Genomic DNA, 20,429 nt, shown 5'->3' on the forward strand with positions numbered 1-20,429 from the left:
CGGCAAAGGCAGCCACATCAATGGCAAATACCTGCGCCAGTCGTTGAATGAGCTGGGCCACCCAATCTCGCCTGTGGTCGTAGTTTTTACCGGAGAATTTATCTTCACCACACAGGTAAGCGCGGCGGACCACTCGGCTACAACAGTGGTAATACGGGGTGTCTTCAATACTGATTTGAGTTCTTCGTGGACGTGGCATAACGACCTCCCATTCCAACAACACCCATCAGCATAGTCGAAAACCCATAAAAGCCATCATTTATGATGGGTGGCCATATAATTGACTTATAAGGTTGCCCTCTATAATTCTCTACAAGTCGCGGCTAGCTAGTTGTTGATCAACTGCTAGCGCAGGCATCGGGGTATTAATTGCTCACCGAAGTAATCATGACCTCCCGTGTGATCGCCATGGTAATGGGTGTTAATAATGAACTTAGGTTTTCCCATAACAAACTGACCCAACGCAGCTTAAATTTTGTCGGACAGTGGCGCAAATTGATCATCAATGCTCAGTACGCCACCCTCAGCAATAGTCACGCCAATATTGCCGTCTGCCTCGGTTAACATATACATCTGCGGTGCCACTTCGGTCGCGCTAATCTCAACCTTGGCAAATCTATCGTTACCCGCTATGGATAACGCACTCCAGCCACAGAGAAAACCTAACATGGCAAGCGGCGCCTAATCGACGGCAGTGAGTTCAGCCAATGCCTGTTGATACTTGTTAATCCAAAATGGATGATTGGTGTTCGCCACCGCTTGCTGCAATTGCTTTGCCGCCTCAGAATCTCGCCCTTGGGCTCGCAGGACTTGAGCAAACTGATAGCGTAAACTGTGATGAGTTGGAAATCGCTCAATGCATTGTTGGTAATAATTAGCAGCTTGAGCACTATCTTGCTGTTCAAGCCACTGCCCACGAGCAATCAAGCTACTTATTGGCGACACGTCAAATCCATACACCTGCTCAGATAAGACCTGATAATACGCCATAATCGCTTTTAGCCATTGTTGACTAATGCTTGATGTTGGTGCCAAGGTTTGATGCACATCGTTAAAAATAAACTCAATGCCATAAGCCGTAGCCAATACCGCTTGCGACATATAATAGCTGCCATCCAACCGCTTTGATTGCCAATTAAGCCCCCGAGGCGCGTGTTTAGTTAATAACCTATTCAACCGTTCAAAGCTAGCCAGCTGGCCTTGTTCAAACTCACTGTCACTCGTCGAAATTTGTAAGAACACCGGCCGCGCACTGACTGCGGACGCAATGGCTTGAAGTCGCGACTCTCCGTCGGCCAAAACATAAGCAAACTCGTCGGCCAGTGCCGGGCTAGCAGCAATGTAGCCGTTAAACAGTTGTGGGTGATTGAATAAGGTGTAAAGCACTAAGCCAGCATTGCCGCCAAATCCATTGATAATTCGAAAGCCATTGGTGGGGTATTGAGCATCAACAGCAGGTAATAATGCTTGCTCAAAAAAATCGAGTAATTGATGGTTGCCTCGTTGATAAATTGCGGCACGTTTCAATGACGCCAAACCTTGATGCCCGTCGGGCGCCGTTATAATAATGGTCTTTAACCATGGCCAACTCCCGTTATGACTCATCCAGTCATGCATCCCAGCCAGTAACGGTTGAGCGCGCGGGTGTAACTCCAACAATAGCGCATAATGTTCACCAGATTGCGGATCAAACCCCGCGGGTAAGCTCACGGTAAACGCTGCCGCTTCAGCGCCGAGCAATACCGAACTCAACTTGAGCTCTTGCGTGCGAGGCCCCGCAGCGGCATTCACCATTATTGGCACCATAGCAATGGAAAACAGTAACCACAGACAAAAGGCATAATTATCTGATTTAATTTGTATATCCCCGCTGCACTCATGAGACAAAACACTAACCCAACAAAGTGGCGATTAAAAAACAACCACCCAAAGTGAAGGGACGAGTCATTCAAGAGGACTGCTTGGTGCAGTATGCTTACGCGCGAGTCAATGCCGCTTAGGTCATCACGACAGCGCTGAGGATAGCCGCTGCGCACCACGGCGGTAGTGAGCAACTCTGCAGCGGCGCCGGAGAATTACAACAGTTTTTTCAGGTGCATAAACTCATCCAGCAAGGTTAGGCACTGCGCATTGGTTAACTGATAAGGATTAAACTCATTGTGACCACAGACGGTTTCCAGTAAATGTTGATGGGTTTGCAGCTGCAATACCGCCCCCATTCCCCAGTGATGAAATTGCCGCTTTGCAATCGGGTGGCGGCTAATGAGCGTTACCGAAGAATGGCGCTCATCCGCGCGAATGGCAGTAAATAATTGATCCACTGTGCTAGCTTCACCTTCGAGACACTGCAAAAAATAATGATGATCAGCACATAAAAAACCACTGATATTACGAGTATTATTTACCATATTGGCCTGTTCAACGATGGCTCGAATAGTGCCAACCGCCAACTGATGGTGACGGCTAGCATATATCAGTTGGATCAAGCCCATAAACTGTGGCCTCTTAAGCTAGGTAAGTCGATACAACCCATCATCAGCATCTCGCCATTTATCGAGGGTATTCCAATAGATTAAGAATGGCAGATAGCATTTGAGTCTGCTTGATTTTTATACGTTACCGTTTACGGTTTTGCTTGATAAACACTGGCTAAATCAAGCATTTCAGCTTAGGATCAAGCATCGTTAGCAGACGGGTTTTGTCCAAAACAACAAGGAAATTGGGCAATCTATACCCATTTGCAAGTTATATTGTAAATGACTTAGGGTGGAGTAGTTCGTATGACAATCAGGGCAATCATCGTCGATACCGCAGGCACGACAACCGACTTAGATTTTATCCACAACATCCTATTCCCTTATTCAGCGAAGGTCTTACCCGAGTTTATCCACCAGCATCAAAATGATTTCCTAGTGGATTTTTGTTTGAGCGATGTACGCGATATCGCGCTCGAACCGGAGGCAGATCTTGAACGAGTGATCGCCATTTTACAGCAGTGGGTAGTCGAAGATCGCAAGGCCACGCCATTAAAAACCTTGCAAGGCATGATTTGGAAACAAGGATATGCTCGAGGCGAGTTTACGGGGCATATTTACCCTGATTTTATCGCTGCTATTGAGCGCTATCATCAACAAAAACTGCGTATTTATAGCTTTTCATCTGGATCGGCCGACGCTCAGTCAATGCTGTTTGGCCACAGTGATGGTGGTGACTTAAATCCCTTGTTTAACGGCCATTTTGATACCCGTACCGGCAGCAAACTCGATAAGCAGGCGTACCAAAACATCATTAACACCATTAGCTTAACCGGTAAGCAGATCTTATTTGTGTCAGATAATATCGATGAATTAAAAGCCGCGGCGTCAGCAGGCATGAAGGTGTGCCACATGGTGCGACAAGCGGGCATGTCGACGGGTCAATTTAATCAGATCAGCAGTTTTGATGAGCTCAACATCGACTAAATCTGCCTTTATTGCCAGCCAAGAACCGCGGTAAAAGTGCCATTCTTGGCTGGAACAAAAGTTAATCGCCGCAACTTGCTGATAAAAGCAGCAACTGTTACCCTCAATTCAAACACACGTTTAATTGAGCATAACATGGACGATTTTATAGCACGTTACCCAATCCATACGCAGATCACGGTCGCATGGGGTGAAATGGATGCCCTTAAGCACGTCAATAATGTGGTCTATTTCCGCTATTTTGAAACCGCACGTATCGACTATCTTATCCAGACCGAGTTAATGTCTTTGCTCCAATCGGGCAACATTGGCCCTGTGATCAGCGAAAATCAGGCCCGCTATAAGCGCCCAGTCACCTTTCCAGACACCCTCACGATTGGCACCCATATCAGTGATATTCAGGCCGACCGTTTTATGATGCACTACACCGCCTTTAGTCAGGCACAGCAAGCAGTCACAACGACAGGCTCCGCCCAAGTGGTAATGTTTGACTTCAGCACAGGTAAAAAAGCCGAGTTACCCGACGCCGTCATTGCTGTTTTGCAACAACATTGTCGTGACAGTGCCGACGCGTAACCGTCTACGATTGCGTGCAGTGACTATCATCAATCAAGTGCTCGGTTAGCAAAGCCCGCACGCTGCTAGGGATCGGCTCACTGCGTTCATCTTGATAGTTATAGTGCACTAAACTGGTGTGAGCTTCTGCGGTTAACTTACCCTGTTGCCAGCATCGTTGGCGCAATTCAAAGCTTGAATTGCCTATTTTACTCACCTCAGTAGTGATGGAGACCGGTGTGCCGTAATAAGTAGGCGCCTTAAAAGCAATCGTGTATCCTGCGACGATTAAGTTCCATTGCGCTAGATTAAGTGTGGGATTAAACATTGCAAAAACCGGGGTTCGCCCAGCCTCAAACCACCCTGGGATCACGGTATTATTAATATGACCTAAGGCATCGGTTTCGTTAAATCTAGGGTTGAGTTCCAGCGAAAAAGCCGTCATGGGTGACCGTCCTTATAATTGTTTTCATTGCCATTGTAAGGCTTGGATTACGCCACTATATCTGTCGCGGGTCGCCGTGATAATACTACACCACTAATTCGCTGCCCGCCCAACTGTAAACCGCTATAGCCAGCGCCTAACCTGCTGGCAATATGCTTGATATTCCTCACCAAATAATTGCTTCAGCGCGTGCTCTTCAGCTTTAATCTGCCACTCGGTGAGATACCACACAAACACAGGCACCAACAACAAGGCCAGAGGATCTGCCAAGTAGCCTCCCCAGCCTATCAAAGCACAAACAAACCCAACATACATAGGGTTGCGCGTGGTTTGGTAAATCCCGCCATCGATCAGTGTCGACGCCTTGTCGGGTCGGATCCACCGTGGTGTTGCCGCGGCGAAATGCCTTTACCCCTGCCACCGCAAATCCACCGCCCAGCATGCCCCAACCTATCAGCCAGCCCCAACGTAGCGCTAAAGGCCATTGCCAACTACAGCCCGCATAGGTCAACAGCCATCCCGCCAACACAAACAGCAATACCAGCAATAACGGGGGGATTTTCAGCGCCACCTCAAGTTCCTCGTGCTCTAAAAATAGTAATTAATTCTTTTTCAGTATGTTAGCAGTAACTCTAAAAATATCTGGCCAAACTAGCTGTTGCAAGCAGTCTTCATCGGGCAGGCAATCTTGGCGAGCAAACTGCAGCAACTCAGCTAAAGGGTCACAAAACAGAATATCCAGCGCCAGCCTATCCATGCCGTAAATCCCCCGGTGGATCATATTGGCGTCAAACAGCAGCATATCGCCAGCCTGCAGTGGCACGGTTTGCCCCTCAGGCAAGTCATCTGAGGGCTTAGCACCATTCCGCCCAAGCCGGCAATCCAACTGCAGCTCGGTATCCCACTGGGTGTGAGATGCCGGAATAAACTCCAAACCGGGTTCATCAAACAGAGCCACTCTGACATGCAATACTCTGGCCGCCGACAAGATCTGTTGTTGCTGTTGCAAGTCCAGATGATACTGTCCATCTCGGTGCCAGTAGTTGGCCTGCTCTGGGTTGAGCGGGTTAAAGAACAACTGAGTATTAAGAAAGCCACAACCAGAGCCAAAGAGTGGCGAAATAACATCTTTCATTAGCTGGCCGCCAATGAAATCAAACAGCCATTGCCGTGCTTGCGGTTGCAGATATGCTGAGGCGGTCAAGTAGGCACTATTTATGGCATTGGTCTGATAGAAATCCTGATTATCCTGCTGCCAACGCGCGTGAAACGCTTGGGCCACCTGGCGCAGCGCCTTAAGCTGAGCCATAGGAATGGCCGCGGGGATCTGCTGAAATCCATTTGTCCTAACACCGGATAAATCGAGTGCAACTCGGTTGGTTTTAGTGAGTTGTGACATGCAATACTCCCTAGTTAGCCATTGCCATCAGGGTAACAACCCAATTAACCCAGCGCCAATTTAACCGCGGCCTCGGCGTGAATGACGGCGGTATCAAACAGTGGGATTTGGGTATCTGACTGTCTCACCAGCAGGCCTATTTCAGTACACCCCAAGATCACGCCACCGGCGCCTTGGGCCACTAGCTTGTCCATGATTGCCAGATACTCTCGACGGGAGTCATCTTTAATCTGGCCGAGACATAACTCCTGATAAATCACCTGATGCACTCGGTCACGCTCGGCGTCATCCGGCACCAATACGTCAATGCCTTTAGCCTTCAGACGGCTGATATAGAAATCCTGCTCCATGGTAAAACGCGTCCCCAACAGCCCCACACACTCGATATTTTGCCCCAGCAAGCGATCGGCTGTGGCATCGGCAATATGCAACAGAGGAATATTGATGACCGACTCAAGCGCGGGTGCAACTTTGTGCATGGTATTAGTACAAATAAGCAGGAAATCAGCGCCGGCCGCCTCGACTGCCAGCGCAGCCTCGGTCAGCATGGTCGCGGTGTCGCCCCAGCGACCTTGGTGTTGAAGGGCTTCAATCTCGGCAAAATCGACGCTGTTCAAAATCAGTTTGGCACTGTGCAATCCGCCCAACTGGTTGCTAACGCCTTGGTTAATCATGGCATAGTAACTGGCAGTGGATCCCCAACTCATGCCTCCCAATAATCCGATGATTTTCATTGAAATAGCTAATCCAGTTTAGGGTTAAGAATCGGAGTTTCTGTCAACATAACTGGCTTTGGGAACTGGCGCAATGGCCGGTTGCCCCTTGAGCCCTAGCCAATAAAAAAGGACGCTAATGAGCGTCCTTTATTATTGGCCAATCAGGATTAGCGACTGGCTGCCGTGGCATACATGGCGTTAATTTCTTGCGCGTACTTGTGATAAATCATTTTACGACGCAACTTCATAGTGGGAGTGATTAACCCCGCTTCCATCGAAAATGCTTCAGGCAACAGAGTAAACTTTTTGATTTGCTCAAAGCCTGCTAATCCTTGCTGCATGGTTTTTAATCTTGCTTCAAAATGCTCAACCACATAGCTGTGACGCAGTAACTCCATCGGTGATTCGTACTTGAGGCCTTTTTCGCGCGCCCAATGCTCTAACGCTTCAAATGCCGGCACAATCAAGGCGGTAACATAATTGCGGGCATCGGCCACAATCGCTACCTGCTCGATGAACGGACAGCTACCGACGGTGCCTTCCACTCGCTGCGGCGCAATGTATTTACCGTTAGAAGTCTTCATCAGCTCTTTAATGCGGTCGGTAATAAACAGGTTACCATTCGCATCAATCTGGCCAGCATCCCCCGTACGTAACCAACCGTCGGCATCGAGCGCTTCTGCGGTTTCTGCTGGGCGGTTGTAATAACCACGCATGACGGTATCGCCACGCACCAAGATCTCGTTGTCGGCGCCAAGCTTGATTTCGAGATCAGGCAATACCCGACCATTAGAGCCATTGACACAGTTATCTAAGGTTTGGCAGGTCACGGTCGCCGTGGTTTCCGTCATGCCATAGCCAGACAACACCGGAATACCTACGGCATGAAAAAATGCGGCAACCTTGCTGTCGAGTGCCGCGCCGCCGCATGGCATAAACTTCAAACGACCACCAAGCACTTGGCGTAACTTAGTAAAAACCAGTTTTTGTGCCAATTGATACTGCAGCGCTAACCAAGGGTTGCCACGGCTGCGGCCTTGGCTCACCTCAAATTGACGGGCGCCAACAGCCACGGCCCAGTGAAACAAGCGCTGGCGACCTTTAGGGGCCTTGCCAACCTTGTCATATACTGCGCTATACACTTTTTCCAAGAAACGTGGCACCACACATAGGGTATGAGGTTTCACTTCGGCAATGGCTTCTTTGACCTTGTTGGTATCGGCTAAATAGACGTTATGAGCTCCGCGCGCTAAGGCGTAGAAACTCCAGCCACGTTCAAACACGTGACTTAGCGGCAAAAAGGCCAATGACACATCGCCTTGAGTAAATGCCAGCTTTTGATCATGCTGATGCACGGTCGAGGCGATATTGCGGTAATCCAGCATCACCCCTTTAGGCTCACCTGTGGTGCCTGAGGTATAGATGAGGGTTAACAGATCGTCGAGGTTTTTATCGGCTAGACGTTGTTCTAGCTCAGCCTTGAGCTCGGCGTCTTGCGCGAGGGCAGTATCTAACAGCGCATCGAAATGCCAATGATTGTCCGCCGCCAGGGCCACACTCCCATCAAACACAATAATTTGTTCAATGCTTGGGCATTGGGCTTGCAGAGCACAGGCCATCTGGTACTGGGCTAGATCATTCACAAACAAGATTTTGGCACCGGCATCATTAATGATATAGGCCGCTTGTTCTTGAGTGCTGGTCGGATACACAGGCACCACGACCGAGCGCGTCATTAATGATGCGATATCGGCACAGGTCCACTGGGGTATGTTTTGCGCCAAGATAACGGTTTTATCTTGCACGTCTAAGTTGAAAGACAGCAACACTTTGGCCATCTTTTCAGTGATATTTGCGAACGCTTGCCAACTGACTTGTGCCCATCTACCCGTTAAACCAAAACCTTCTAAGGCAATGGCATCAGGACGAGCCTGCCACTGTTGTTGTAGCAGTTGGATAATATGATATTGCGTTAAGGACATAGATGACTTCGCTTTAATGAAAACCCGGAATTGGGCTTACATGTGTACCGCTTTTTGCCTATTCTACTCCATGCCCTCGTAAATAATAAGAGTTTTAGCTCTAAAGTTACTCGGTTTTGATGGCACTTCACATTTACAGAAGTTAATTTATGGTCATACCAGTGTGCTTGAAAGCCTTTTATAGCGCTGCTTGCCTGAGTATTTTTGCCAGTTAGTGCAGCAATAATTTGCCGTCCTCTCGCGCCGGTGCCGGCCAAAAAAAGCACCGCGTTAGCGCCAACTGCTAGATGGCTCTAGCCACTCGAGTGCGTTGGCCACGACGCGCTAACCAAGCTTGTTGCCCCAGTGACTGAATTGCTCACGACACCGTCATCAGATTAAGCGCCTAATCGTCAGCCATCTGTCGCACCGACGGCAAGACATCTTCTGGACGCCACCGCTTTGGTTGACACTCAATGGGTTTAACATTAGCTTTACGCTGTATTAATACGTTGATACACGCCCCAGATAAAGTTTACACATCGCTATTGGATTGCAAAAAGGAAGCTTCAACATGCGCCAGCCCCACCCCTTATCCTCTTTTCGACGGCTAGTTCGCTGGCCGCGTCGCAGCCTCTCCCTGCTGGCAGCGACCGTGGCGCTGGCGACCCCGACCTGGTCTTGGGCGCAAACATCTCCTCAAGCGAGTGAGCAACCTTGCTATGTGGAAGGTATTTCTGAGCAAGTCTTGTGTGGGCAAGTTTCAGTTCCCGAAAATGCCGCCCAAGCCGATGGCAAAAAAATTGATATTCATTATGTGATTTTGCCTGCAATTAAAAATGCCAACCCTGAGCAAGCATTACTCGCCATTGCTGGAGGCCCGGGGCAATCGGCGATTGAAAATGCCGCTGGATTCGATCGCATGCTTAAAGAGGTGCGTCAATTTAAAGACATTTTACTTATTGATCAGCGCGGTACGGGTCGCTCAAATATCTTGGCCTGCGACACACTAGATACCATCAATGCTCTGGCACTCAATGATGAGCAACAAGATGCCCGCACCGAAATGGCTCGCTGTCTTGCCGATATCGAAGCTGATATCGGCCAATACGGTAGCATGAACGCCATTGCCGATTTTGAGGCTGTGCGCCAACAAGCCGGCTATTCGCAGTTGGATCTCTATGGTATTTCCTACGGCAGCCGCATGGCGCAGGTGTACATGAAGCAATACCCGCAAATCCTGCGCACAGTGACTTTAGATGGCGTGGTGCCGATGCAGCAAAACATCCTCTATATCAGCGATGCCATTGCTCGTGCCACCGAACTGATGCTGAGCGACTGCCAACAAGATAGCTTGTGCCAGCAACGCTTTCCCCAGTTGCCGCAACAGCTCGCCGCAGTGGAACAGCAGTTGGCGCAAGCGCCGTTAGTCACTAACGTGATGCAGCCGCGCAGCGGCGAACCCGCCGAATTCACCCTCACCCGCAGCAAATTTCTTGGCACTATTCGGATGGCGCTGTATTCGCCGACCACCCGCGCCTTGTTACCCTACGCCATCGAGCAGGCCGCCGTCGGAAATCTACAACCTATTCTCGGCTTACACGCTCTCACCTTAGATGGTGCCGGCATAGCCATGGGCATGCATGCCAGCGTGGTATGCGCCGAAGATATTCCATTTATCACCCCCGAGATGGAAACCATGGCTAATGGCAATTACACCGGCCAAACCATGCTTAAGGCATTAGCCGCATCTTGCGATGTCTGGCAAGTACCCGCGGTTGACCCCAGTTTTCACCAGCCAGTGGTCAGCGATACTCCCACCCTATTGTTGTCCGGTCAGTTAGATCCTGCCACCCCACCCAGTTGGGGCGAGCTCGCCGCCGTGCAACTTAGCAATGCGCAACATTTAGTGGCACCTTACGCCGGCCATGGTGTGGCTTACCAGACCTGTGGCAATGAATTAATCGCCACCTTAGTCAAACAAGGCAATCTAGACACGCTCGATAGCCAGTGCTTACAAAAAGATGTGCGCCGCAACTTTTACCTCAATGCCAATAGCCTTGAGACCTTGGCCGCAGAGCCTGACGTCAAGGCTAACGATCACCCTCAGGAGTAACACCATGATCCAAGTGACGGATTTATCAAAACGTATTGGCGAGGTGCAAGCTCTCGATGGATTGAGTTTTAGTGCCCAAGACGGACAAATTACTGGGTTGTTGGGGCCCAATGGTGCTGGCAAAACTACCTGTTTACGCACCATTTTTGGATTGCTGCAGCCCGACAGTGGCATGGCCGAAGTCGAAGGGATTAATGTGCAGCAATCGCCGCTAGCGGCCAAGCAGCAATTGGGCTTGTTTCCCGATCCTTTTGGCTTATATGAGCGCTTAACTCCCAGAGAATATATTGGTTTTTTTGCTGAGCTTAGCGGCCTCAATCGCCAGCAAGCCAAGATAGCCACGCAAACCGTGATCACCGATTTACAGCTCGATGAGATTGCCGATCGCCGCTGCAAAGGCTTCTCTCAAGGGCAGCGCATGAAAACGGCTCTGGCCCAAGCCATAGTGCACCGCCCCCGCAATATCATTCTCGATGAGCCCACCCGAGGCCTGGATGTGATGAGCACCCGCGTATTACGAGGCATGCTCAAAGACTTACGCGATCAAGGTCATTGTGTATTATTTTCAAGCCATGTGATGCAAGAAGTCGCCGCCCTGTGTGATCAAGTGATTGTGATGGCTCGAGGTAAGGTCGTCGCGGTGGGTAGCCCTAGCGAACTGTGTCAGCAAACCGGCCACGATTCTCTCGAAGAAGCCTTTATTCAATTAATCGGTACCGATGAGGGGATCGCCGCATGATGTCCAAATTAATGACATTAGTTCGCAAAGAAGTTATTGATGCTGCTCGCGATAAACGCTCGGTGATGGCTGGACTGTATTATGCTATCGGCACCCCACTGATCATGTGCGGGCTATTTATGGTGTTAATCGGGCAACTCACCAGTCCCGAAGATTTAAAAATCACCATCATCAACCAAACCAGCGCGCCGGATCTGGTTCGTTATTTAGATAACAATGGCATTTCCCATGGTGACAGTGACGACGTTAAGGCCATTACCATTGAAATAAGTCCAGAGTATGCGCAACAGATGGCCGCGGCAGATCGTGCTGAAATTACCATTATTGCGGATAACTCTGACGAAAAACTGCAAAAATCGATTCGTCGCCTTGAGCGCCAATTGCAAAGTTACAGCAGTGAAATCGCCAGCTTACGCTTGATAGCCCGCGGCATCGACCCGAGCATTGTGCAACCACTGAAAGTGCAAGTACAAGATCAATCTACCGCTGACTCTCGTGGCGGCATGATCTTAGGCATTGCCATCTTTACCATGATTTATGCTGTTTTTATATCGGGTATGAATCTCGCGATTGATACCAGCGCTGGGGAGCGCGAGCGCAACTCCCTAGCCTTGTTACTCAGTCACCCTATCACCCCCCGTGAACTGGTGATTTCCAAAATCTTAGCCGTGGCGGTTTTTGCCATGGTAGGTCTGGCCTTGATCTTGTTGGTCTCTCGGCTGGCTTATACCTTAGTGCCATGGCAAGAACTAGGATTCAGCATTAATCTCACTCCTGAGTTTATTGGCCTCATGCTGTTGATAGGCTTGCCCGTAGCCCTGATGGCTGCCAGCTTGCAAATCTTTGTGTCGTTTATGGCTAAAACCTTTAAAGAGGCGCAATCCTATCTCACCATCGTGCTTTTCGTGCCTTTAGCCTTGTCGATGGCCGCCAGTTATAACATCGCGCCCGATGCTTTGCAGTGGTTACCCGTCTCAGGCCAACAACAAGCTTTAATGGCCTTTATCAAGGGCAAAGAAATTCCCATGTTACAACTGCTGGTGTCATCACTAGCGACCTTAGTCATCGCCTTAGCAATGGCGGCGGGACTTGAGCGTATGCTCAAGAGTGAAAAAGTGGTCTTTGGTTTGTAAATCATGCTGGCAATCAGCAATTGAAGTTCATGGTGGAAAATGAAGATGCACTGATGGTGATCAGCCTATTGATAATATCGATGACGGCCGCCGAGATGTTCAAACGCTGGCTCAAGGCTAACCTTGCTGCTGTTAACCATCAGCCTGACGTTCAACAGTGACTCAGTGACAATCAGCAACTCAAAGACCGCACCGCCCCTCTTGAGCGGATTATGACGGAGCAGACTTATCAGCCCAAATAGGATACAAACAACCTAAAATAGTTCGTTTGTTTATTTTAAATAATCAAAAGCACGGTAATCACCGTGCTTTTTTATTCACAACAATGACTGTTAAATTTACTGCGATAAGCCCTTGGCGATAATGACGTTTGCTGAATAAACAGCTTTCTAAATGAGCCGACATCTTCATAGCCAATCTTACTGGTGATTTGCTCAAGCGTCAGATCTGTGGTTTCTAAGAGCCGCTTAGCCTCATCGATTCGTAATCGTTGCCAATAACTGGCCGGCGTTTCATGCAAGGCTTTCTTAAAGCGTCGAATTAAGGTGCGCTTACCGAGGGCAAAGTGGGCGGCGATGTCATCGAGCTGATACTGAACTGCCAAATGCAATTGCATCCACTGCTGTATTTCAGTGATCAGGCTATCTTGATGGAACGCTGTGGTCATGGCAATGGTCATAAAGGGCTGTTGTGACCCACGATTGGGCGCCACCAGCAATACCTTAGACAATTGATGAGCCAGCTGAGAACCCGCAAGCACTTCCACCACACTCAGCGCCAAACTCAAACATGCACTGGTGGCTCCGGCGCTATAAAACTGGCCATCATTGACCACCAGAGAATCCATACAGAGGGTGACATCAGGAAATTGCTGGCGAAATAGATCACTGAGCCACCAAGCGGTAGTGGCCTTGCGTTGGGCTAATAAGCCACTGGCCGCTAACATCATGCTGCCAGAGCAATAAGCGGCAATCGGTTTACCTGTATTAGCATAACTGACCAAGGCAGGCATCAAGGGTGAAAAGGCTTGCTGAAACTGGCTAAACTCGTCGCGATCGGTAACAAATGCCGAAGCTAGCAATAGTGCATCGGCGGCGGTTAAGTCGACCCTCTCTATGCCGATAGCAGGGATTTGAAAACCATGGTTGGTAGTAATGGCCTGACCATCAGGGCTAATGATATGCACAGCAAATAAATCGCTATTGGCTTGTGGCTGCATCCGACGCCAGTAGATATTACAAAAGCTAAACACATCCAGCAGACTGGTTATCCCACTGGCCACCACATTCCCTGCCGCCAAAATCATAATGGTCTTCATCAGCCACCCTGTCACTTATCACCCTAATACTGTCAATAATGACTCTTACTTGCCATTTGTCCAGTCTTTATACTGGAGACATATGATCAATATCGAGGCCAAACTTATGTCATCACCAAAATCGTCCATGATTACTGCCATCGGGTTTGTTGTGCTGAGTTGGAGTTTATTACTGTGGTTACACCTCAATATGACCCCCAGTATTTTTGCGCATTTTATTGCCATACCGAGCTTAATATTACTAACAGGTGTCGCGGCCTGGAAACTGGTCCATCGTCATTGTTGTTAATGACAGCGGCTCATAAATAACAACACCGGCAATCTACCGGTGTTGTGAGTATTATGGCTGTTGCTAGCGCTTATTTAACTTTCGGTCGAAACGGCTTAATGACCTCAAGGTTACACTCTAAGTAGGGGCCATCCATTAAATCAATGCAATAAGGAATGGCTGGGAATACGGCATCTAAACATTCACGAATCGATTTTGGCTTACCCGGTAAATTGACGATTAATGAGTCGCCTCGTAAGCCAGCAGTTTGCCGCGATAAAATAGCAGTTGGGACAAATTTTAATGACTCGGCGCGCATCAGCTCACCAAAGCCTGGCATCATACGGTCACACACGGCTTCGGTGGCCTCTGGGGTCACATCACGCTTGGCCGGGCCCGTTCCTCCGGTCGTCACAACCAGACAGCAGCCTTGTTCATCCGCCATCTTAATCAAAGTGGCTTCTATGACGTCTTGCTCATCAGGAATGACCTCATACACTGGTTCCCATGCAGAGATTAGATAATCATTGAGGGTATCGATAATCGCCTTGCCTGAAATATCTTCATAAATACCAGCGCTGGCACGGTCACTTACCGTGACAATACCGATTTTTGCTACAGCCATGATGTACATCCTTTAGGTAAACTAAGCCTCAACTACAGGACGCAGTCCGTATTAGTGAGAAAATGATGTCGCTAAAATATCATGAATCCCTCACTAGCAAAATCCAATTGCTGGGTTTTATCCGGCGAGATCATAAGTGAGTGCCACTTCGATACAAGTATTTAGCTGTTCGAGGAATTCTGGCATCACTGCCAATACCTCATCGAAATGTTGCTGCCAAGCGGCATACTCAATCTGCTTAGCCAAATCAGCTAACACTGACATCGCTAAGTTAGCTGCGACGCCTTTAATTGCATGAGTACAATCACGGATCACCACCAAGTCTTCGGCGTCAACGGCTTGCTGGAGGGTCTGGCGATAAGCTTGCATCTCATCAACAAACATCCCCAGAACTTCGGCTAATAACTGCTGATCACCCGACATGGTTTTGAGCGCGCTGGTGATATCAAACACCTCTAAAGGCGACTTGCCATGACCAGGATTAGACATTAGCACATGGCTGGCCTGAGGCGCCGACTCACTCTTGCTGCGATGACTGGTGTCGGTTTGGGTCAGCCATTGGCTGAGAACATTGGATACATCGTGTTCTTGTAAAGGCTTAGTCAAATAATCATGCATGCCAGCATCAAGGCATAACTCCTTATCTCCCTTCATGGCATTGGCGGTCATTGCAATAATGGGGATGGCTTGCCAACGTTCACCCGCCGCACCACCACGAATCGCTCGCGTCGTTTGATAGCCATCCATTTCCGGCATTAAACAATCCATCAAGATAACCGGATACTCAGGACAATTGGGTGAAGATAAATGCGCTATGGCCTCAACACCATTAGTACAATAATCCAATTCAACACCAAATTTTCTCAGCAAGCCTGCGGCCACCACTTGATTAATTTTGTTGTCTTCAACCAGCAGCAAGCGGGTTCCTTCACTATATAGAGCCACTTCGGCCTCGGTCATGGGCGTGCTACCAGCCTCAATCCCCAGCGCCTGTAACAACACCATTAACGACACGGGTCGGGTTAAGGTAAGGCATGAAGATTCTTGATTTTTGAATAAATTCTGTTGCTTATGAGATATCAACACCATACAAGGCATGTTGGCTTTGGCGATTTTGTTCGACAGAAAGTCGATAGCCTCGACTAGGTTTGTATCCGATTGATTACTAGAGTAAATAACTGCAATGGTGTCATTTTTAAGTGTTAATCCATCACTATTGTGCGGCAGGATTGAGGTAATCACGTTAGCACCCCACGCCTGCAATAAGCCAATCAATTGTCGTTCATCGTCACTGATATGCCCGAGAATATACACTGTTTTGCAGGCAAGTGTGGGAGGCCATGAATCCGTTTTTCCCCCTTGCAATCCCAACTTCAAGTTGATGCTAAAGCGGCTACCGACACTTTCTAGACTCTCAAGACTGATGTTGCCTCCCATATGCTCACACAGACGCTTAGCAATCGATAATCCCAGACCCGTGCCGCCAAAATTGCGAGTCGTGGTACTGTCAGCCTGGGTAAATGGTGAAAACAACTTGGCTTGGGCGTTAGGGCTAATACCAACGCCCGTGTCTTCGACACAAATAGCAACACGAACCCCATCTCCTACCACCTCGGTGGCCACTATAATCTGCACCCAGCCAGCATCGGTGAATTTAATGGCATTGCCAATCAAGTTAATTAACACCTGCTTAATGCGATTGGGATCGCCAATGACCCACCTAATTCCTACCCTTTCAAAATCAGATAATAACCTGATATTTTTGCCATCGGCTTTTAATGACATACCTTGCATGACCTCATCGAGTAAATTAACAAAATCAAACGAAATATGCTCGATCTCGAACTTACCTGATTCGACTTTTGAAAAGTCTAAGATATCGTTGATCAACGATAATAATGAATTGGCACTACTTGTCGCTAACGCCACATAGTATTGCTGTTGTTCATTGAGTCCACTCGCCTCAAGCAAAGATAACAAGCCTGTCACGCCATTCATTGGGGTACGTATTTCATGACTCATACACGCTAAAAATTCAGATTTCGTGCGAGTGGCTGCCTCAGCTTTTTCCGTGGCGTCCAATAACGCCCAATTATTGAACTCTAACTCTTGCGCATACTTTTCAATTTTTATTTCGTTGCCGCGGATCCGGCTTAAGTTTTCAATACAAACAATGACGCCATACACAACCTCATGTTTATCTACATCAGGCACTAACGTCACTTGGAAATACTCATTACCTGCGGCTTCATTAAGTTGAGATTCAAACTCAAATGATTGTTCGCTGCCTTCAAAGGCTAAATCAAAGAAAGGGACCATGACCTCAAGCGCGGATTCGGGTAATACTTTGTAAAAATGATGACCAAGCACTTGCTCAGATGTTAAGTCGAGCCACTGCAAATATTTAGGGTTGATAAAACGAACAAAGCCGTCTGTATCAATATAGGCCATTTGAATTGGCAGCACCTTGGCAATATTATCGGTGTAGCGTCGGGACTTTTCGAGCTCCAACTCTTGGGATAGCCTTTTCCTAATCGACTCATTATAGCCATTCACCAATTGTCCAAACTCATCATCATTGCTGAAAGATATTTCAGATTGACCATGACGTTCGATAATTTGCTGCCTTATCGATTCAATTGGATGAATAATAACTTTGCGCTGAATATATAAATTGACTCCCAGCAACACACCAAAACCTATTAACTGGATCAGAATATAATTAAATAATTCAAGACCAGCTTCAGCTTGTAAGCCGCCAAGATGATAATCGACATAGACAATGTAAGGCCGTAACCGCTGCTCTTTTGGCGATATTAGGTACAACAATAAGTACCTACCAATATTGCCAGATAATAATAGGTCTTGGCTTGAGACTGCTTTCAATGCTTCGGCAGGATCATAAGCAATCGACTTAATATTTATGACGTCATGAAATGCCTGACCAATATGGGTAGATTTATTATCGGCAATGATTAGATTAGATGCCGGTTCGATAATGCTCACCCGCTCAAAACTATCTTTAATTGCTAAAGTAGCAACCACTCGTTGCATATTGGCAGGAGTAAAATCAGTATCAAGGGTCAAATTAAGCGTGCTGATTAAATCCACTAACTCGTGGTTTATTTGCTGACGAATACGTGATTTTACATCATAGGTATAAAATCCCATGATGAAAATGCTAACGCAGATCGCGCAGATAATAGTCGCCACATTGAGCTTATAGGCTATGCTGCGCTTAATGGGAATGTCATTCGTCGCCGTCATTATTGACCATCTTGATAAAATAGCTGGTACACATGCTGGCAACTTGATGTTATCGAACCAATATTGATCAGCCTTTCACAGATATCTAAGCCCATTGCCGATAGCGTGTCTAATTGGGCTAGCTTTTGTTGTTGCTCAGCCACACTCAACAACTTAATCATGGCTAACGAGCTTAAAAACTCTTCCGAGGTTACTCGCTCGCGTTTGGCCATAATATCAATGGCAACATCTGGAGTTTCCTCCAAGAATTGCAATGACTTATCCCATGCTTCGCGCAGCGTACCCACGAGAGTTGGCTGAGCATCAATCACATCTCGTGACATCGAAATAACGTCAAGGATTTCCATCGGTATCTCACGACTACTAAACACGCGATGAACACCAGGTATCGAGAGGGTACCTGTCATGAATGGTGCATAAGTCACCATCGCATTAATACTACCCGACTGCATCATAGAGTAGCTGTCACCCTGTTCAACATTTACCACTTCCACGTCGTCCAATGTCATGTCATTGAAAGCTAATGCTCGGCTCAAGATGTAGATCCCTAAGACACTAACCTCGCACCCCACCAGTTTGCCTTTTAGATCGACCATCGACTTGATATCTGGCTGAGCTAAGATTACATCACCACCATTGGAATAATCCGCCAGCAGTAACACTTGCACTGGCTGACCACCAAATGCTTCAACCTGTATCGCTTCCACCAAGGTGCTGGCAAAACCATCTACATTGCCGGATAAGTATGCTCGTTGACTGTCGGCTAGCGTCATCACCTCAACGAGCTCTATGGTTAATATATCGTTTTGCAAATATCCCAATTCTTGGGCTAAATACAAGACTTCGTATCCCGGCCAAGGGTTGATGGCGATCGTGACTTTTTGGGGTTTTGGGGCACTACAGCCGCCGATGCCCATGATGAATATCAATACAATAAAACGCATAAACATCCCTATGTTGCGATATCTTGATCGACCGTACCCGAGGCATGACACACCACTTGATTCTTACCCTGATATTTGGCTTGATAAACCGCAATATCGGCTTGCTTTACCAAGTCAGCAAATATCATAAAATCTGCAGAGGCCGCCGTGACACCAAAACTGGCGGTCACCAATAGGTCACAGGGCATTAATCCGGCCAAAGCATCACACATAGATTGGGTCTTAGTAACCGCATCCTCTAGGGGGCAATCCATCAATATCACAAACTCTTCGCCTCCCATTCTGGCCACCACATCCTCTTTGCGAGTGAGCTGAGTCATTAACTTAGCCACACCTTGTAAGACTTTATCTCCGATATCATGACCATGGGTATCATTGATCATCTTAAAGTTATCAATATCGAACATCACGACCGACATCGGTTCATTATGGCGCCGAAATCTTGCGATCCGCTGCTGAGCACATTCTTCGAGAAAATAGCGATTGAACAATCCTGTTAACGCATCATGAAGCGCCAAGTATTGCAGCGCATCTCGTTGATTTTTTATTTGGATATGAGCCGCGACTCTGGCCTTTACAATCGCAGGACGAATTGGTTTAGTGATGTAATCTACCGCGCCTATTTCAAGACCATATTGCTCATCATCGTCTGAGTCTTTGCCCGTGACAAATATGATGGGGATTTTTGCGGTGTTGGGGTTTTCTTTTAGCTGTCGACAGACCTGATAACCATCAAACTCTGGCATCATTACGTCTAATAAAATCAAATCGGGCTGAGGATCCATATTGGCCAACTGAATACAATCCTGACCATTTTGAGCCACTTTAACCTGATATATTCCCTTTAAACACTGACTCATAATCAACTGATTCATCTTGATATCATCGACTATCAGCACGGTTTCCAGCTCATTCATACGCATCCTGCCGCTGCCATGGTTTACGCCATAGTGAGTTCCATCTACTAAAAAGTGTAGCAGTCAGACGTCAGAGTGAAAGCAGTTTAAAAAACCTCCGGAAAATCAACAAAAAAAAGCCGAACTACACGTTCGGCTTAACAAGGTCGTGATAACTAAAATACTTGTCTACTTTGGCCTCGCAGCGTAATGCATTTTAGGTAAGTGCACAGGATTAGGGATGGTCACTACACCGCTGTGTAACGACAATAAAGTTTTACCTCATTGCCCATGAAGTAGCTAAATTTAACCCCCAGTAGCTCCCACCACACTCGCTCGATATCTAGCTTCTCGAGTACTCTTAAATCGTTAGAGTGATCCTCTGATTTAACAGAAACCGCTTGATATCTAATTCCTTGAGGAGAGTCTATCGTTAACAACTGATCTGTTGTCATGATAATGGCGTTGTTTCCTAAATCATTGAACTAATCATCAGAACCACGATCAGATCATTAGAACTTTGAGATGGGTGACGATGATGGGTAAGGCAAAGTACAAAATCAGCAACTGGAAGCAATATAACCAA

The 20,429-nt window shown here is 47.6% G+C and carries 20 protein-coding genes and 2 pseudogenes; 6 read left to right on the forward strand and 16 right to left on the reverse strand.

Annotated elements, in window-relative coordinates:
* From KU855_RS16435 to KU855_RS16450, 5 genes and pseudogenes are all read right to left on the reverse strand, one after another.
* Positions 1–199, reverse strand: a pseudogene (locus KU855_RS16435) (transposase); the annotation flags it as partial.
* Positions 200–345: 146 nt separating this feature from the next.
* Positions 346–447, reverse strand: coding sequence for an MBL fold metallo-hydrolase (locus tag KU855_RS18945; protein WP_256261087.1), 102 nt, complete (start codon positions 445–447; stop codon positions 346–348).
* A 21-nt stretch (positions 448–468) separates the two neighbouring features.
* Positions 469–669 carry a hypothetical protein gene (locus KU855_RS18950; protein WP_256261088.1) on the reverse strand — a complete coding sequence of 67 codons (201 nt, stop codon included), beginning with the start codon at positions 667–669 and terminating at the stop codon, positions 469–471.
* Positions 670–681: 12 nt separating this feature from the next.
* Positions 682–1,794, reverse strand: coding sequence for a tetratricopeptide repeat protein (locus tag KU855_RS16445; protein ID WP_256261089.1), 1,113 nt, complete (start codon positions 1,792–1,794; stop codon positions 682–684).
* A 281-nt stretch (positions 1,795–2,075) separates the two neighbouring features.
* Entirely contained in the window at positions 2,076–2,492 is a 417-nt protein-coding gene (locus KU855_RS16450) for a BLUF domain-containing protein (protein ID WP_218531657.1), read from the reverse strand.
* Positions 2,493–2,780: 288 nt separating this feature from the next.
* Between KU855_RS16450 and mtnC the strand changes: the two genes are divergently transcribed.
* Both mtnC and KU855_RS16460 read left to right on the forward strand, forming a co-directional pair.
* Complete coding sequence (gene mtnC / locus KU855_RS16455; RefSeq protein ID WP_218531659.1) at positions 2,781–3,461, forward strand: acireductone synthase; 681 nt, start codon at positions 2,781–2,783, stop codon at positions 3,459–3,461.
* Between the two features lie 135 nt (positions 3,462–3,596).
* Complete coding sequence (locus KU855_RS16460; RefSeq protein WP_218531660.1) at positions 3,597–4,037, forward strand: thioesterase family protein; 441 nt, start codon at positions 3,597–3,599, stop codon at positions 4,035–4,037.
* Between the two features lie 4 nt (positions 4,038–4,041).
* On the opposite strand, the gene KU855_RS16465 is transcribed toward KU855_RS16460, so the two are convergent.
* From KU855_RS16465 to KU855_RS16485, 5 genes are all read right to left on the reverse strand, one after another.
* A complete protein-coding gene (locus KU855_RS16465) occupies positions 4,042–4,461 on the reverse strand; it encodes a thioesterase family protein (protein WP_218531663.1) in 420 nt (139 codons plus the stop codon).
* A gap of 123 nt (positions 4,462–4,584) precedes the next feature.
* Positions 4,585–4,776: an isoprenylcysteine carboxylmethyltransferase family protein gene (locus tag KU855_RS18955; RefSeq protein WP_256261090.1), complete on the reverse strand. Its 192-nt coding sequence runs from the start codon at positions 4,774–4,776 to the stop codon at positions 4,585–4,587.
* Between the two features lie 286 nt (positions 4,777–5,062).
* A complete protein-coding gene (locus KU855_RS16475; protein WP_218531665.1) occupies positions 5,063–5,860 on the reverse strand; it encodes a phytanoyl-CoA dioxygenase family protein in 798 nt (265 codons plus the stop codon).
* 44 nt (positions 5,861–5,904) lie between these two features.
* Entirely contained in the window at positions 5,905–6,594 is a 690-nt protein-coding gene (locus KU855_RS16480; protein ID WP_218531667.1) for an aspartate/glutamate racemase family protein, read from the reverse strand.
* A gap of 149 nt (positions 6,595–6,743) precedes the next feature.
* Positions 6,744–8,558, reverse strand: coding sequence for a long-chain fatty acid--CoA ligase (locus KU855_RS16485; protein ID WP_218531669.1), 1,815 nt, complete (start codon positions 8,556–8,558; stop codon positions 6,744–6,746).
* A 553-nt stretch (positions 8,559–9,111) separates the two neighbouring features.
* Between KU855_RS16485 and KU855_RS16490 the strand changes: the two genes are divergently transcribed.
* From KU855_RS16490 to KU855_RS16500, 3 genes are read left to right on the forward strand one after another with little or no spacing between them, the layout of a single operon-like run.
* On the forward strand, positions 9,112–10,653 hold the full coding sequence (locus KU855_RS16490; protein ID WP_218531670.1) for an alpha/beta hydrolase: 1,542 nt from the start codon (positions 9,112–9,114) through the stop codon (positions 10,651–10,653).
* Positions 10,654–10,657: 4 nt separating this feature from the next.
* Positions 10,658–11,392, forward strand: coding sequence for an ATP-binding cassette domain-containing protein (locus tag KU855_RS16495; RefSeq protein WP_218531674.1), 735 nt, complete (start codon positions 10,658–10,660; stop codon positions 11,390–11,392).
* Complete coding sequence (locus tag KU855_RS16500) at positions 11,389–12,525, forward strand: ABC transporter permease (RefSeq protein WP_371316383.1); 1,137 nt, start codon at positions 11,389–11,391, stop codon at positions 12,523–12,525. Before KU855_RS16495 ends, KU855_RS16500 begins: the two co-directional genes overlap by 4 nt.
* A 313-nt stretch (positions 12,526–12,838) precedes the next feature.
* Here KU855_RS16500 and KU855_RS16505 read toward each other — a convergent pair whose 3' ends face one another.
* Positions 12,839–13,843: a GlxA family transcriptional regulator gene (locus KU855_RS16505; RefSeq protein ID WP_218531676.1), complete on the reverse strand. Its 1,005-nt coding sequence runs from the start codon at positions 13,841–13,843 to the stop codon at positions 12,839–12,841.
* A gap of 106 nt (positions 13,844–13,949) precedes the next feature.
* Here KU855_RS16505 and KU855_RS16510 point away from each other — a divergent pair, with 106 nt between their 5' ends.
* Positions 13,950–14,132: a hypothetical protein gene (locus KU855_RS16510; protein ID WP_218531677.1), complete on the forward strand. Its 183-nt coding sequence runs from the start codon at positions 13,950–13,952 to the stop codon at positions 14,130–14,132.
* A gap of 70 nt (positions 14,133–14,202) precedes the next feature.
* Here KU855_RS16510 and mog read toward each other — a convergent pair whose 3' ends face one another.
* The 5 genes and pseudogenes from mog to KU855_RS16535 form a co-directional block, all read right to left on the reverse strand.
* Positions 14,203–14,736, reverse strand: a complete 534-nt coding sequence (gene mog / locus KU855_RS16515) for a molybdopterin adenylyltransferase (RefSeq protein ID WP_218531680.1) — start codon at positions 14,734–14,736, stop codon at positions 14,203–14,205.
* Between the two features lie 117 nt (positions 14,737–14,853).
* The gene (locus tag KU855_RS16520) at positions 14,854–18,003 is read right to left on the reverse strand and encodes an ATP-binding protein (protein ID WP_218531682.1); all 3,150 of its coding nucleotides are present in this window, start codon (positions 18,001–18,003) and stop codon (positions 14,854–14,856) included.
* Positions 18,003–18,947 (reverse strand): ABC transporter substrate-binding protein, encoded by a 945-nt coding sequence (locus KU855_RS16525; RefSeq protein ID WP_218531685.1) that lies wholly within the window; start codon positions 18,945–18,947, stop codon positions 18,003–18,005. The genes KU855_RS16520 and KU855_RS16525 overlap by 1 nt, the downstream gene beginning before the upstream one ends.
* Before the next feature lie 8 nt (positions 18,948–18,955).
* Positions 18,956–19,864: a diguanylate cyclase gene (locus KU855_RS16530; protein WP_218531691.1), complete on the reverse strand. Its 909-nt coding sequence runs from the start codon at positions 19,862–19,864 to the stop codon at positions 18,956–18,958.
* A gap of 227 nt (positions 19,865–20,091) precedes the next feature.
* Positions 20,092–20,310: pseudogene (locus KU855_RS16535) on the reverse strand (TnsA endonuclease N-terminal domain-containing protein); the annotation flags it as partial.
* Positions 20,311–20,429: the final 119 nt, after the last annotated feature.

Source organism: Shewanella sp. NIFS-20-20 (assembly GCF_019209865.1).
In the GTDB taxonomy this organism is placed as follows: domain Bacteria; phylum Pseudomonadota; class Gammaproteobacteria; order Enterobacterales; family Shewanellaceae; genus Shewanella.

Bases quoted from the DNA above. Each gene is read 5' to 3' on its own strand.
- KU855_RS18945 (WP_256261087.1), bottom strand. From the start codon at position 447: ATGGGAAAACCTAAGTTCATTATTAACACCCATTACCATGGCGATCAC.
- KU855_RS18950 (WP_256261088.1), bottom strand. From the start codon at position 669: ATGTTAGGTTTTCTCTGTGGCTGGAGTGCGTTATCCATAGCGGGTAAC.
- KU855_RS16445 (WP_256261089.1), bottom strand. From the start codon at position 1,794: ATGGTGAATGCCGCTGCGGGGCCTCGCACGCAAGAGCTCAAGTTGAGT.
- KU855_RS16450 (WP_218531657.1), bottom strand. From the start codon at position 2,492: ATGGGCTTGATCCAACTGATATATGCTAGCCGTCACCATCAGTTGGCG.
- mtnC (WP_218531659.1), top strand. From the start codon at position 2,781: ATGACAATCAGGGCAATCATCGTCGATACCGCAGGCACGACAACCGAC.
- KU855_RS16460 (WP_218531660.1), top strand. From the start codon at position 3,597: ATGGACGATTTTATAGCACGTTACCCAATCCATACGCAGATCACGGTC.
- KU855_RS16465 (WP_218531663.1), bottom strand. From the start codon at position 4,461: ATGACGGCTTTTTCGCTGGAACTCAACCCTAGATTTAACGAAACCGAT.
- KU855_RS18955 (WP_256261090.1), bottom strand. From the start codon at position 4,776: ATGTATGTTGGGTTTGTTTGTGCTTTGATAGGCTGGGGAGGCTACTTG.
- KU855_RS16475 (WP_218531665.1), bottom strand. From the start codon at position 5,860: ATGTCACAACTCACTAAAACCAACCGAGTTGCACTCGATTTATCCGGT.
- KU855_RS16480 (WP_218531667.1), bottom strand. From the start codon at position 6,594: ATGAAAATCATCGGATTATTGGGAGGCATGAGTTGGGGATCCACTGCC.
- KU855_RS16485 (WP_218531669.1), bottom strand. From the start codon at position 8,558: ATGTCCTTAACGCAATATCATATTATCCAACTGCTACAACAACAGTGG.
- KU855_RS16490 (WP_218531670.1), top strand. From the start codon at position 9,112: ATGCGCCAGCCCCACCCCTTATCCTCTTTTCGACGGCTAGTTCGCTGG.
- KU855_RS16495 (WP_218531674.1), top strand. From the start codon at position 10,658: ATGATCCAAGTGACGGATTTATCAAAACGTATTGGCGAGGTGCAAGCT.
- KU855_RS16500 (WP_371316383.1), top strand. From the start codon at position 11,389: ATGATGTCCAAATTAATGACATTAGTTCGCAAAGAAGTTATTGATGCT.
- KU855_RS16505 (WP_218531676.1), bottom strand. From the start codon at position 13,843: ATGAAGACCATTATGATTTTGGCGGCAGGGAATGTGGTGGCCAGTGGG.
- KU855_RS16510 (WP_218531677.1), top strand. From the start codon at position 13,950: ATGTCATCACCAAAATCGTCCATGATTACTGCCATCGGGTTTGTTGTG.
- mog (WP_218531680.1), bottom strand. From the start codon at position 14,736: ATGGCTGTAGCAAAAATCGGTATTGTCACGGTAAGTGACCGTGCCAGC.
- KU855_RS16520 (WP_218531682.1), bottom strand. From the start codon at position 18,003: ATGACGGCGACGAATGACATTCCCATTAAGCGCAGCATAGCCTATAAG.
- KU855_RS16525 (WP_218531685.1), bottom strand. From the start codon at position 18,947: ATGCGTTTTATTGTATTGATATTCATCATGGGCATCGGCGGCTGTAGT.
- KU855_RS16530 (WP_218531691.1), bottom strand. From the start codon at position 19,864: ATGAATGAGCTGGAAACCGTGCTGATAGTCGATGATATCAAGATGAAT.